Origin of the sequence: Pseudomonas sp. RIT-PI-r (genome assembly GCF_001297015.1) — a bacterium.
Taxonomy (GTDB): Bacteria; Pseudomonadota; Gammaproteobacteria; order Pseudomonadales; family Pseudomonadaceae; genus Aquipseudomonas.
In genome coordinates this window covers 383105-396577 of the sequence record NZ_LIGE01000025.1, presented here as the reverse complement: position 1 = coordinate 396577, position 13473 = coordinate 383105, and the positions used below count along the sequence as shown (strand labels likewise).

13 protein-coding genes are annotated in these 13473 nt (G+C 60.1%); 8 read left to right on the top strand and 5 right to left on the bottom strand.

From position 1 onward, the window contains the following. Positions 1-72: 72 nt before the first annotated feature. The 3 genes from AK821_RS13645 to AK821_RS13635 all read left to right on the top strand — a co-directional run bounded on the left by AK821_RS13645 (position 73) and on the right by AK821_RS13635 (position 3999). Positions 73-582, top strand: a complete 510-nt coding sequence (locus AK821_RS13645) for a sigma-70 family RNA polymerase sigma factor (protein WP_064390132.1) — start codon at positions 73-75, stop codon at positions 580-582. Continuing rightward, positions 582-1529: a FecR domain-containing protein gene (locus tag AK821_RS13640; RefSeq protein WP_064390131.1), complete on the top strand. Its 948-nt coding sequence runs from the start codon at positions 582-584 to the stop codon at positions 1527-1529. The genes AK821_RS13645 and AK821_RS13640 overlap by 1 nt, the downstream gene beginning before the upstream one ends. Positions 1530-1596: 67 nt before the next feature. Then, positions 1597-3999: a TonB-dependent receptor gene (locus tag AK821_RS13635; RefSeq protein WP_064390130.1), complete on the top strand. Its 2403-nt coding sequence runs from the start codon at positions 1597-1599 to the stop codon at positions 3997-3999. A gap of 77 nt (positions 4000-4076) precedes the next feature. On the opposite strand, the gene AK821_RS13630 is transcribed toward AK821_RS13635, so the two are convergent. After that, positions 4077-4889, bottom strand: a complete 813-nt coding sequence (locus tag AK821_RS13630) for a DUF1206 domain-containing protein (protein ID WP_064390129.1) — start codon at positions 4887-4889, stop codon at positions 4077-4079. 191 nt (positions 4890-5080) lie between these two features. On the opposite strand from AK821_RS13630, the gene AK821_RS13625 reads away from it, so the two are divergent. Together AK821_RS13625 and AK821_RS13620 are read left to right on the top strand one after the other, a co-directional pair. Beyond that, positions 5081-5329 carry a CsbD family protein gene (locus tag AK821_RS13625; RefSeq protein ID WP_064390128.1) on the top strand — a complete coding sequence of 83 codons (249 nt, stop codon included), beginning with the start codon at positions 5081-5083 and terminating at the stop codon, positions 5327-5329. A 188-nt stretch (positions 5330-5517) separates the two neighbouring features. After that, positions 5518-6453 (top strand): LysR family transcriptional regulator, encoded by a 936-nt coding sequence (locus tag AK821_RS13620; protein WP_064390127.1) that lies wholly within the window; start codon positions 5518-5520, stop codon positions 6451-6453. On the opposite strand, the gene AK821_RS13615 is transcribed toward AK821_RS13620, so the two are convergent. The 4 genes from AK821_RS13615 to AK821_RS13600 form a co-directional block, all read right to left on the bottom strand. Continuing rightward, entirely contained in the window at positions 6438-6884 is a 447-nt protein-coding gene (locus AK821_RS13615; RefSeq protein WP_064390126.1) for a GlcG/HbpS family heme-binding protein, read from the bottom strand. The two genes, AK821_RS13620 and AK821_RS13615, sit on opposite strands and share 16 nt — an antisense overlap. Before the next feature lie 11 nt (positions 6885-6895). Beyond that, positions 6896-8245 carry a metal-dependent hydrolase family protein gene (locus tag AK821_RS13610; RefSeq protein WP_064390125.1) on the bottom strand — a complete coding sequence of 450 codons (1350 nt, stop codon included), beginning with the start codon at positions 8243-8245 and terminating at the stop codon, positions 6896-6898. Between the two features lie 188 nt (positions 8246-8433). Further along, a complete protein-coding gene (locus AK821_RS13605) occupies positions 8434-9591 on the bottom strand; it encodes an alpha/beta hydrolase family protein (protein ID WP_064390124.1) in 1158 nt (385 codons plus the stop codon). Between the two features lie 59 nt (positions 9592-9650). Continuing rightward, positions 9651-10613 carry a LysR family transcriptional regulator gene (locus tag AK821_RS13600; protein WP_064390123.1) on the bottom strand — a complete coding sequence of 321 codons (963 nt, stop codon included), beginning with the start codon at positions 10611-10613 and terminating at the stop codon, positions 9651-9653. A 257-nt stretch (positions 10614-10870) separates the two neighbouring features. Here AK821_RS13600 and AK821_RS13595 point away from each other — a divergent pair, with 257 nt between their 5' ends. The 3 genes from AK821_RS13595 to AK821_RS13585 all read left to right on the top strand — a co-directional run bounded on the left by AK821_RS13595 (position 10871) and on the right by AK821_RS13585 (position 13460). Continuing rightward, positions 10871-11812, top strand: a complete 942-nt coding sequence (locus AK821_RS13595; RefSeq protein WP_064390122.1) for a VOC family protein — start codon at positions 10871-10873, stop codon at positions 11810-11812. Positions 11813-11826: 14 nt separating this feature from the next. Then, entirely contained in the window at positions 11827-12189 is a 363-nt protein-coding gene (locus AK821_RS13590) for a Rieske (2Fe-2S) protein (protein ID WP_064390121.1), read from the top strand. Between the two features lie 134 nt (positions 12190-12323). Then, positions 12324-13460 (top strand): FAD-dependent oxidoreductase, encoded by a 1137-nt coding sequence (locus AK821_RS13585; protein ID WP_064390120.1) that lies wholly within the window; start codon positions 12324-12326, stop codon positions 13458-13460. The last annotated feature ends 13 nt before the right edge of the window (positions 13461-13473 follow it).

Below are 13473 nucleotides of genomic sequence, written 5' to 3'. Positions count from 1 at the left end.
AGGCTTTGTGTCGGCGCGCAAGTTAAATAGAATCACTCTCATTTGAAACTGACTTCGCGCAGGACTCTTGAGATGACTGAAGCAGCGACGCCATCGCCGCAGCACCTGCACGAACTGTATCGCGATCACCGAGGCTGGCTGGAAACCTGGCTGCGGCGGCGCATGGGCAATGCGTGGGATGCGGCGGACTTGAGTCAGGACACGTTCCTGCGCGTGCTGTGCAGCGCTCAGCCGATTGTCGATATGCGCGAGCCGCGCGCGTACTTGCTGACCGTGGGCAAACGCCTGCTGAGCAATTTCTACACGCGCCGCAGTCTGGAAAAAGCCTATCTCGCAGCCCTCGCGCAATTGCCGGAGGAGTGCGTGCCGTCGCCCGAGCAGCGCTGGGTGCTGCTGGAAACCCTGCAAGCGCTGGATGAATTGCTCGATGGCTTGCCACGGCCAGTGCGCCGGGCGTTTTTGTGGAGTCAGCTGGAAGGCCTCGGTTACCGTGAAATCGCCGAGCGTCTACAAGTCTCTGAACGAACTATAAAACGTTATATGGCAACGGCTTACGAGCATTGCTTGATGTTGGATCTATGATGCGAATAGCGCCCAACGTACAAGCGCGCGATGTTGCACGTGCCGCTGCGCAATGGTTGGCGTTACTGGAATCCGGTGATGCTACCGATGACGATCACGCGCGGCTGCAGCATTGGCGCAACAGCGATAGCCGCCATGAAAACGCCTGGCAGAAGATTCAATTGCTGCGCCAGCGCTTTTCCAGTCTGCCGACAGAATTGGCCATGGCCACACTCGATCGCCCGGATCTGGCGCGGCGTGCAGCATTGAAAAGGGCGCTGGGGCTGGCGGCGTTGGTGCCTGCGGCGTGGTTGATCAGTCGCCAGTTGCCGCTCGACGTTTGGCGCGCCGATTTACAGACCGCCACTGGCGAGCACACCCGAACACGGTTGGCCGACGGCAGCACCTTGCAACTGAACACCGCCAGTGCGGTAAACGTCGATCTGGCCAGCCGTCAGTTGACCTTGGTGCGCGGCGAAATGGCGCTCAACGTTCCGGGTAGCACGGCATTGACGGTCAACGCGGCGTACGGTCGGATCATCGTCAGCCGCAGCGAAATCTGTGTGCGCCTCAACGAGCGTGATTGCGATGTTTCGGTGGTCAGCGGCTCGGTGCAATTGCAGCCCTTGCACGGGCCGGCGCTGCAGTTGAACGCCGGGCAACAGGTCAATTTGCAGGCCTCCGGCGCCGCACCGATCGCGCTGTTCGACGCCAAAATGCCGGGTTGGCGTGACGGTGTGTTAATGGCGCAAAACCAGCCGTTGGGGGATTTCCTGCGCGAGTTGAGCCGTTATCGCTCGGGCCTTTTGCGCTGGGAGCCGGCACTGGAAGGTCTGCGTGTCACCGGCAGTTTCCGTCTCGACGACACCGATAAAGTCCTGGCCCTGCTGGCGGCGAGCCTGCCGCTGGAGGTGCATTCGCGCACGCGTTTCTGGGTAACGCTGACGCCGCGAAAAAATATCGTCTGAAGCCTGTCCCTTTTTTTCGCCTCACCGGTCATTGCAGGTAAGTGAACAAAATCGAGAGCTTCTTCCAATGCCCGCAGTATTCCCAAGTCGTTTGCGTCCGTTGTTGCAATTGAGCCTCCTGCTGAGCCTGAGTGCCAGCCCTGTGTTGATCCAGTCCAGTTGGGCCGAAGACGCCGCTCGGCGCAGTTACCAGGTACCGGCCGGTAGTTTGAGTGCAGCACTGACCCGCTTTGCCGGGTTGGCCGGGGTCAATCTGTCGGTCGATCCGGCACTGGTGAGTGGCCGCAACAGCAACGGCTTGTCCGGCGAATTCGCTGTGGAGGAGGGGTTTGCTCGCTTGTTGCTGGGTTCCGGTCTGCAACTGCAACCGTTGGGCGATCAGGCCTACACACTGATTCCAGTCGCCGAGGGCAGCAGCCTGCAACTGGCGCCGACGTCGATTCTTGGTGCCACCGGTTCCAGTGATGCTGATGTGTTTGCCGGCGGCCAGGTCGCGCGCCGTGGCTCGCAGGGTTTGCTGGGGTCGAAAGATTTCATGGAAACCCCGTTCAGCATGACCACCTACACCAGCGAGGCGGTGAAGAATCAGCAGGCGCGCACCTTGGGCGATCTGATTGCCAGCGATCCGTCGGTGCGCGCGACCAACCCGGCCGGTGGCCGCTACGAGCAGTTCACCATCCGTGGTTTCAGCCTGTTCAACAGCGACGTCGCCTACAACGGGCTCTATGGCGTGCTGCCCACTTACACGATCGACATGGAAATGGCCGATCGCGTCGACATCCTCAAAGGCCCGAGCCAACTCATCAACGGGATTTCGCCACGGGGCAGTGTCGGTGGCGGGATCAACGTGGTGCCCAAGCGTGCCACCGACAAACCGATCACCTCACTGACGGCCAATTACGCCTCGAACAATCAGGTCGGCGGCGCGGTGGATGTCGGCCGGCGCTTCGGCGAGGACAATCAATTTGGCCTGCGTTTCAACGGCGTCAAACAATCCGGCGACACCGAGTGGGATCATCAAAGTGTCGACCGTGACATGGCCGTTCTAGGCCTGGATTTTCGCGGTGAACGCCTGCGCCTTTCGACCGATATCGGCCACACCGAACGCGACACCGACGCACCGCAGGAGCGCGTGCAAGTCGCGGCCAACGCCAAGGTGCCGAGCGCGAACAGCGTGCATCGCAACTACGCGCAACCGTGGAGCCAGGCGAAAACCGAGGACACCTTCGGTACGTTCAACGCCGAGTTCGACGTCAATGATTCGGTGATGCTGTACGGCGGCGTCGGTGCGCGCAAAAGTAACCATGACTTCTTGCGCCACGCCGTTTCCGTGACCAACGACGCCGGTGATTTCAGCGTTCTGCCACGCGACTTCACCCGCGACGAAAACGTGCGCACGGCCACGGCGGGCGTGCGCAACTGGTTCCACACCGGGCCGGTGAGTCACGAGGTCAATCTGGCGGCCAGCTACTTCTACATGGATTTCGAGAACGGCGGCGCGCGTTACGCGGCAGGGCGCAGCAACCTGTATGACCCGGTGGAAACAGCAAAACCCGGCACGCCGACACGCAATGACGCCAAGGTCTACACCGAAAACCGCTTCAGCGGCGTGGCGTTGTCCGACACCCTGGGCTTTTTCGATGATCGCTTGCTGCTGACCCTCGGTGCGCGCTGGCAGCGGGTGAAAGTTGATGACTGGAGCGATGACGTTAAAGGCGACACGGCTTACGACGAGGAAAAGGTTTCGCCATCGGGCGGCATTCTGTTCAAGGCGACCGACAAACTGTCGTTGTACGCCAACTACATGGAAGGTTTGAGTCAGGGCAAGATCGCGCCTTCGACATCAGTGAACGAGGATGAGATCTTCCCGCCATTTATCAGCCGTCAGGTTGAAGTCGGTGCCAAGTACGACGCCGGCGCCTACGCATTGACGGCTGCAGTGTTCCGCATCAAGCAACCAGCCTATGAAACCAACGCCACCACGCGGGTCTTTGGCCCCAATGGCAAGCGCGAGAACAATGGCGTGGAGCTGAGCGTGTTCGGTGAACCGCTCAAAGGTTTCCGTTTGCTTGGCGGCGTGATGTACATCGACAGCGAACTGACCCAGACCAGCAACGGCACCTTCGACGGCAACCGGGCGCCGGCGACGCCGAAATACAACGTCAATCTCGGCGCCGAGTGGGACGTGCCGACCGTGCAGGGGCTGACGCTGACAACGCGGGGCATCTATTCGAGTTCGCAGTACCTGGATCAGTCGAACGAGAAGGAGATCGACTCGTGGGAGCGCTTCGACGTGGGCACGCGCTATGCCTTCAAGGTTGACGACAAGACCATCACCTTGCGTGGCAATATCGAGAATGTGCTGGACAAGCGTTATTGGAGTTCGGCCGGGGCCTCGGATGACAGTGAGCCGGGGTTGACGTTGTCGACACCGAGGACTTATCTGCTGTCGGCCACGGTGGATTTCTGACTGAATGCACTGCTCACCGAGCGTGGGCAGTCACACTCCCGCCGGGCTGGAAAAGCTTCGACAGAGGGCGCAGCGCTCTACTGCCTTGAGACGCCCGGCACATCCATATTGATCTTGCGCCAGAACGCTTCAGAGAAACTGTAAACCGAGAAGGCAATCAGCCCCGCGGCCATCACCATTAGAATCAGCCATCCCGCTGGCAGGTTCTGCAGGGCGTCGAGGGCTTCCTTCATACCCGGTGGGTCCATGGCTTTATAAGCGGAACCGCTGATGGCCAGCAGCACGGCAATTTCGATAAACACCACGCCACGGGCGATCAGACCGAACCGCGACACCGGGCGGACGTAACGCATGACGTCTTCGTCGGCCTCGAAATATTGCTCGAATGACGCCTTCCAACCTTTGATGATGTGAGCGATTCCAACACCCAGCGGAATGAGCGCGATCAGATACACCAATAAGTTCGAGTCTTCCCAAGACAAAAAATGCGCCAGCCAGTCCTTGCTCTGGCCGCCGGAAGCGCCCGAGCTTTTAATGCCGCTGATCAGCAGGCCCAATGCAAAGAATGCCAGAGCACCGTTGACCAGACCGCCGGCGAACAGACCGGCGCGAATCACCAAACCCTTGAGGTTTTTGCCGTGATGGTCGACATCGCGGGTCGCTTGCAGGAAACGCCAGGCGGCAAAAGCGAGCAGGCCGGCTACGACAATCCCAACGAGAAAATAGCCGAACGGCTGAGCCAGCAAGGCCTCGAGGCTCCTGTGGCTGTCCTTGGGTTTTGTCGAATCATGGGCTGCCAGCAACGCGAAGATACCGATGATCAGGTAAAGCACACCTCTAGCGGCGTAGCCTCCCCGGGCGAGTATGACAAGGCTGCGTTGCGCGGACATTGGATGGATTCTCGAGAGTGATTCAAGAGCAGACCCTTCTCACTTGGAGGGGTTCTATTGCCAAAGGGGAAAACTGTCGGGCCACATCATCTTTGAACTAATCATCCGGCGTGCGCCCCTAATGTCGTGCTGCCAGCCACGCGGTTAGGGCTGTCGGCATTCCCCACTCATGCACGCAGGGTTGATCAATCATGAAGAGCGAACAGGTAGAAGGTGTAGCAGAAAAGCTGGCCGGCAAGGCGCAGAGCGCGGTCGGTAGACTGATGGGGGACTCGGCAATGGAGGCTGAAGGTGTTGGTCGTCAGGCGGCTGGCCAACTGACCAAAACCTACGGCGATACACTCGACAGCGTTTCAACGTTCGTTAAAGAGAAACCCGTCGCCGCACTCGCCATTGGCGCGGCCGTCCTGCTCTTGGTCAATCGACTGCTGCGCCGCTGAGCCTAGGTGTAGGGAGTTGCCAACCTGAGTCATTCCTCGCTGGTGCCTGGTATCGTTATTGACGATACCTGCCAGCGATACAGGCGATTGGTACATCGGTAAGCCGCTGGTTAAGGTCATGATTGGGGTGTGGACCATGCCCGCCATTCCGGGCAAACACCTGACCCACGCCCATCAGCGGAACCGACATGCGATATCGACGCCTCGACCTTAATCTATTGGTTGCGCTGGATGCTTTGCTGAGCGAATGCAGCGTCAGCCGGGCGGCCGAGCGTCTGTGCCTGGGGCAGTCAGCTGCCAGTTCGGCACTGGGCCGCTTGCGTGAACATTTCAACGACCCGTTACTGGTACAAGTGGGACGCCGCCTCGAACCCACGGCGCTGGGCCTGGAGTTGCTGCCAAAAGTGCGTGCTGCGTTGGCGTTGACACGGGAAGTCGTCGACGCGCCGCTGAATTTTGACCCGGCGAACTGCGACCGACACATCACTCTGGTAGCCTCCGATTACGTCGCCGATGTGCTGCTCTCAAAGGTCAGCCGTGTATTGGCGCGTATCGCTCCGAATATTCGCTTGAGCCTGCGCGACATGCCTGTTCCGCGCGACGGCGATGTCGTCAGCGAAGCGCTCGATTATCGGCGCAGTGATTGCGTGATCGTGCCGCAGCGACGGTTGAACCCGGCCTATCCCCATGTGTCGCTCATGACGGATCAGCTCTGTTGTATCGTCTGCGCCCAACAGCCAGAGTTTAGCGAGCAACTGAGCATGGCCGACTATCGCACCGCGGCGCATGTGGTGCGCGAGTTTGCCGACGGGCACAACCTGGCGATGGATGCCATGCACCTGCATGAACTCGGCATTGAGCGACAAGTGGCCGTGACCGTTGAAAGCTTTGTACTAATGCCGCAATTCATTGTCGGTACCGCACGCATTGCCACGGTGTTTCGACGACAGGCGCAACGCTTCGCCCAGTGTTATCCATTACGCGTCCACCGGGCGCCGTTGGCTTTTCCCGAGGCCGTTCAAGTCTTGCAATGGCATCCCTATCAAGAGCATGACCCGGTCATGCAATGGTTTCGCGGCCTGCTCCTGGAACAGGCCGCATTGCTCGATCAACCCTCTGCCTGATCGCCGCTGTCGGCGACCAATCCGGCCTTGGCGATGGCCAGCAATGCGCAGCGTTCGTCGTTGTCCGAGGTATCGCCACTGATGCCGATGGCCCCGAGCACCATGCCCTCGGCATTACGAATCAGCACGCCGCCCGCTACGGGAATCACCTCGCCGCCGGTCAAACTGTTGATCGCGTCGAAAAACGCCGGCATGGCCTGCGCGCGTCGCGCCAGTTCGCGCCCACCAAAACCCATGCCCAGGCAACCGCGTGCCTTGCCGGTGGCGATTTGCGGGCGCAGGAAAGTGGCGTGTTCGTCGCGCAAAACCGCCAATGGATGGCCGGCGGCATCCAGCACAGCGACGCCCAGAGGCTTGATTCCGGTTTCCCGAGCAATGCAAATGGCATCGCTGGCCATGTTCGTCGCAGTCAGTAGATCAAGTTGTTGCATGGCCTCTGTCCTCATACGGCCCACTTACCCAGTTGGGCCACGCGGTCGCGGGTGTAAAGATCGGTCCATTTCAGCGAGTTGAAATCGGACACTTGCTTGGGGTTGTAGGGGCTGCGATCCATGCGTACCGGTTGGCCGGCCTTGTACACCGCTTTGAGGCGCGAACGATCCTGAAGGATGCGGATGTCATCCAGCGGTGAACCGTCGAGCACGAGGAAATCTGCCTGTTTGCCCACTTGCAGCGAGCCGAGGGTTTCACCGCGCGGCATGCAGCGCGCACCAACAGCGGCCGCGGCGTATAACGCTTCGGCCGGGGTGAATCCAAGCCGAGTCACCAGCAACTCCAGTTCACGAGCATGCCACTCTCCGTAAGGCGTCACCGCGAAGCCGCTGTCACTGCCGCAGGCAAAGGGTACGCCAGCCGCTTTGGCCCGTTTGAGTACCGCCGAACCGACCTCCAGTGTGCGAGCACAATAACCGGCATAACCGGTGCTGATCGCCGGGTCATGGGGCTGGCAGAAATCCACGGTGTTCTGCGGGAACGTCATGGTCGGGGCAAGGATGCTGCCGGCCTCAAGCAGCGCTTCGATGCAGGCGTCGTCCATGTAAAAGGCATGAAAGACCAGATCAACGCCCGCGCGCGCCGCGTACATCACAGCTTCGCGTCCGTACGCATGGGTGGCGACCTTGCAGCCCAGACGATGCGCTTCCTCGACCATTTCGAAGGTTTCGTCGGCAGTGAAGGCCGCAATGATTTCGCCGTTGGGGCGGCGGTGCGTGCCGTCCATGGCGATCTTGATCAGGTCGACGCCGTCCTTGGCCTGCTTGCGGATCTCCGCGAGGGCGTCGCTACGGCTGGTGACCAACTGCGCGGTGAAGTATTCCGGGGCGCCCACCCGACTCGGGAACCAGTCATTGAGACTCTGCCGATTGGTGATGACGCGGCTGCTGGCTGCGATCCTCGGCCCTTCAAATAAACCTGCGGTCACCGCATTGCGCACCGCAATGCTGAGCTGGCCACTGTCGCCGGGGCAGACCATGCTGGTCACGCCGGCGGCCAGCACGTGTTGCGCGAAGAACATCCCGCGCAATGCGCGAAATTCGTCGCTGGTCCACAGATCAATATCTTCCTCGCTCTGCGCGTTACCAAAGGCCAGATGTGTGTGCACATCGACCAGCCCCGGCATGACGAAATTATCCCCTGCATCCACCTGTGTATCGCCTGGATTGGGAGCGGGTGCCAGTGCGGTGGGCCCGACGTAACTGAGCAGGCCGTTTTCGACGATCAATGTCTGTTGTTGGCGGGTTTGCAGTCCGGTGCCGTCAAACAGGGTCTGGCATTTCAGGTGCAGGGCAGTCATGGCGTCTTCGCTTTGTGATTGTTCTGCACATGAGGCTAAAGAGCAGGCGAGGGGGCCACCAGCAGATTGCATCGATGGCTGAGTATTGACGGCGTCAATAGGTGCGCCAGCGCTTGAATCCGGTAATGCAAAACGCCGGACAATCGAGAGATTGTCCGGCGTTTTGCATGGCGTGTTTTTTCAGTGATTCAAGCAGTACGGCCGCCCAAGGTTTCGGCGATCCAGTCAGCAATGTAATGCCCGGCATTGATGCTGTTGTCGAAGCTCGAATGCTGCACGCCACCTTCACGTTCGGTGAAGACTTTCAGCTCACATTTTGGACTGTTGACCAGTTGTTCGTAGGTGCGATGCGCCCACTTCAACGGAATCTGCGAATCCTGCTCACCATGGGTCACGAGGAAGGGCACCTTGATGCGGTCGAGCACGCCATCGAGGTGGACGTCTTCGGCGATGCTCATGAACTCTTCGACGTCCTTGGCGCCCCACACCCAGCAGACATGCGCCCAGTAGTGCGGTACCGGGAAGCTGCCTTCCTTTTCCAGTCGACGCTTTTGCACATCACGCCAGTCATGGTTGGCGCCCCATACGACGCCGCAGGCGAAGCGTGGTTCGAAGGCAACCGCGCGCGGGCAGTAATAACCGCCCAACGAGACACCTTCCAGACCGATACGTTTGGCATCAACGTCGCTTCGGGTTTCCAGCCAATCCACCACGCGACTGGCCCAGTGCTCACTGTCGAATCGTGCAGTCAGGCCATGCAGGCGCAGCGCTTCGCCGGTACCGGGCTGGTCGATGATCAGCGAAGAGATACCGCGTTTCGCCAGCCAGGCTGGCAGGCCCACGCGGTATTTCATTTCTTTGGTCGAGTCCAGACCGTTGACCTGTACCAGTATCGGCGCCGGCCCCTCGACGCCTTCGGCGCGCACGAGCAAGCCGGAAAGATGTTTGCCCTCGTAAGGAATTTCCACCCGTTCGCAGTTTTCCCGCGACAGTTCGATGCCGCGCTTGAAGGTCTGCAGAAAACGTTGATAGAGCTCGGTACGCCCCGGTGCGCCGTGGGCTTGCAGGCGCTCGCAGGTCAAATAATAGGTGGCGGCGCGGTTGTATTTTTCGCCAGCCGAGAGCATCCGGCCGTTGCCTTCGTCTTCTTCGGCCAGACCGCAGAGCTTGTCGGCCATTTTCGCCCAGGTTTCGCGAAAGGCACGGGTGCCGGCCGCGTCTGGCTGTTTCGCAGCCTCTTGCAGTGGGGCGCACATCTCTTCGATTTCACCCATGCGCGCGCCCATTTCAATGGCCAGGTCGACAGAGAGATTCCAAACGTAGTTGGTCGGGAAATAGCGAAACATGATTATTGTTGTCCTTATGGTTGCCTTGGCATTCCCAAGGCACGTTAAGGATCACCCGACTAATTGGCCAATCGTGACGGCGGATACGAGGTATCGCGAGATACGATGGGCACGTGTTGCAGATGCTGGATGGATTCGCTGATGCGTTCGCGCAGCCAGCGGTGCATCGGGTCGCCGTCAACGCTGCGGTGCCACAGCATGTACTCGCGCATGACCGGAATCTTCACCGGCGGCGGCAGGATGCGCAGCGGCAGATAGTGCGCGTAGAGGTTCGCCAGGCGCTGGTGCATCGTGGCGATGCGCTGCGTGCCGACAATCAATTGCGGCAGGGTATTGAAGTCGTTCGTGATCACTTCAATGCGCCGATTGAAACCGTATTGATTCATGAACCATTCTTCGATGCTCATGTGTCGGGTACGGCCAAAGCCCACCGAGACATGGCCCATCTCCATGTACTCCTCAAGAGTAAGGCTGTCGCCGACATGCGTATTGCCTTGCCACACCACGCACACGTGTTCTTCCTCGAACAGCAGGCGCGAAGGGTGGCCGTCAATGATGTAGCGCTCGGGAACGATCATCAGGTCGACCTCGCCACGCATCAGCAACTCGCCGGAATTGTCGCTGGGGCCAAGCATTTCGAAAGTGATGTTGGGCGCTTCCTGATGAATGTTCTGGATCACTTGGGCGAACAGCACGCTGATCAGATAGTCCGAGGTCACCAAGCGAAAATGACGCTTGCTGGTGGCCGGGTCGAACACCGGTTTGGCGGTGATTGATGACTGGATCGTCAGCAGGACTTCACGCACCGGTTTGGCCAGTTCCGTGGCATAGGGCGTGGGCTGCATCTTGCGTCCCACCTGCACCAGCAACTCATCCTCAAAGTAGGCGCGCAATCGCGCGAGCACGCCGCTGGTGGCGGATTGGGTCATGTGCAGGCGTTCAGCGGCGCGGGTGATGTTCTGCTCTTCGAGCAATACATCGAGCGCGACCAGCAGGTTCAGGTCCAGATGGTTGAAACGCATGGGCAGGTCCGTTTTTGTATTTATTTTCGCAATACATTCGAACGAATCCATCGGCGCGTCAACCTTCGTTGCAGGTATCGCGTTTGCCGATAGGTCGCATCCCGACTCGCGATTAGTCAGCTGTCAGCCCTTGCGCCAATCTTCGCCGCAGTCGGCCCTGCTGCCGACACCACCACCGGTTTCCAGTCAGGCCCGGCGCGCTGCAAGGCGTCCATGGCGGCAGTCACCGGATCATAATTTCAATGGAGTGGTAAGCCATGAACATCATTGGCCTTGATGCCCTGATTTTTGGCGTCGATGACATTCAAGCCTGCACCGATTGCCTGCGCGACTACGGCCTTGCGCCGGTCGGCGTTGACAGCAACGGCGGGCGTTTCGAAGCGCTGGATGGCACCGCGGTGATTATCCGTCGAGCCGACGATCCTGATTTGCCGGCGGCGATCGGTCCGGCGCCGTCGATTCGCGAGACGGTCTACGGGGTCGCTGCGATCAGCGATCTGGATGCCATCGAAGATGAGCTGGCCCGTGACCGCACCGTCCGTCGTGATCAACACGGCGTGCTGCACAGCGTTGACGACATGGGTTTCGCCATCGCTTTTCAGGTCAGCGTACGCAAGCCGTACAGCGCACCGGATGACCTGACCAACGCCGCCGGCCATGCGCCACAGCGGCCGCTTAACCAGCCGGGCATTACCCTCGATATGGGCGCCGTCCCGCGCACTTTGTCGCACGTGGTGTATTTCGTCCCTGATGCGGCAAAAGCTGAAGCTTTTTACGCCGAGCGCCTGGGTTTTCGCACCACCGACACCTTCATTGGCGCCGGGCCGTTCATGCGTCCGGCAGGCTCTGACGATCACCATTGCCTGTTCATGATCCAGACCCCACCGCACATGAAAGGCTGCGAACACTTCACCTTCCACATGGGCAGTGGCACCGAAGTGCTGCTGGCCGGGACGCGTTTCGAGCAAAAAGGCTGGACCAGTTTCTGGGGCCCGGGCCGTCACCTGTTTGGCTCCAACTGGTTCTGGTACTTCAACAGTCCGCTGGGCTGCCACATCGAATACGACGCCGACATGGACAAGCACGATGATGCCTGGGAGGCCCGTCGCGCACCGCTGTCGGCGGATAACTCGCAGCTGTTCCTGTTCAGCGCCAAAGAAAAATGGGCCCCCGGTGGCCCGCCGCCAAAACTCGGTTGAGGCCGGCGCTGATCATGAGCGCTATTGCGCAGCCATTGTGTCGGCTGGACGAACTGGAGGAGGGCCGGGCGCGCGGATTCGATCCGTTGGCGCAGGGCCGCGACAGTGTGTTTGCCCTGCGTCATGACCATCAGGTGCGGGTCTATCGCAACCGTTGTCCGCATCTGGACGTGCGCCTGGAGTATCGCAAGGACCGTTTCCTGTCCGCCGATGGCCAGTTGATCGTCTGTTACGCCCACGGTGCGCAATTTCTGCCGGCGACGGGTGAGTGCATCTACGGCCCGTGCCTGGGCCAGAGACTGGAGGCGCTGCCGTTCTGCGAGAAGGATGGCTGGCTGCTGGTGCAAATGCCTGAAGGCTTGCCGTTGCCGGGATAAATCGAGGTATCGCGTACGGCGATACATCGCATCCTTACTCGCGATTAGTCAAATCCCTGCTTTGCCGGGAAGCTTCATCCAACGATGCCGTGCCCGACGCAGCATCGATCACAAGAATAAAAAGAGAGAACACCATGAGTGCAGTGAACAACGTTCTGATCGTGGGCGGTGGTATCGGTGGCTTGTGTGCGGCCATCGCCTTGCGACGTAAAGGTATTGAGGTCGACCTGATCGAGCTCAAGTCCGAATGGACAGTCTATGGCGTCGGGATTATTCAGCAGAGCAACGTCGTCCGTGAGATGGCCAAGCTGGGCGTTCTTGATGGTTATCTGGACGCCGCTTATGCCTTCGAAGACGTCGCCATCTACGGCCCCGGCGGGCAGCAACTGGCGCGCATTCCGGGTCAGCGACTGGCCGGCCCGCAGTATCCCGCCAACGTCGGCATTTCTCGCTTGGCGCTGCATAAAGTTCTCAGCGAAACCGCTCTGCAACTCGGCGCCAACGTGCGTTTGGGCCTGAGTGTGGAAGCGCTGGACGACAACGGCACAGAGGTCGACGTGTTGTTTACCGACGGCAATCGCGGCCACTACGACCTGGTGGTCGGTGCCGACGGACTGTTCTCGAAAGTGCGCAGCCTGGTCTTTGGCGATGCGTACACCCCGCGTTTCACTGGTCAGTCGGTGTGGCGCTATAACTTTCCCCGCGCGCCCCAAATCGACCATCTGGCCAACTATCAAAGCGCTGACGGCAACGCCGGGCTGGTGCCGCTGGCCGGCAACTTGATGTACCTGTTTCTGACGTCCCACGAACCGTCCAATCCGTGGATGGATCCTGCCGATCTGGCCGCGCAGATGCGCCAGCGCCTGCAAGGTTTTACCGGGCTGATCGGCGAACTGCGCGAGCAAATCACCGACAACAGCCAAGTCGTCTACAAGCCGATGGAAGTGGTGTTCGTCGATGAACCGTGGCATCGCGGACGCGTCCTGCTGATCGGCGATGCAGCCCACGCGACCACGCCGCACCTTGGTCAAGGCGCCGGCATGGCCATCGAAGACGCGATTGTGCTCAGCGAAGAACTCACTCACGAGCAGTCCGCCACCACCAGCGTCGAGCAGCAGTTGCAGCGCTTCATGGCGCGGCGCTTCGAACGTTGCAAATACATCAGCGAAAGCTCGGTGCTGGCCGGTGACAAGGAGATGCAGCACGACCGCGCCTTCGATCGCATTGGCCTGGTCAAGCAAATGCTCGCGCGCACCGCCGAGCCGATCTAAGCCCCACCTGCGC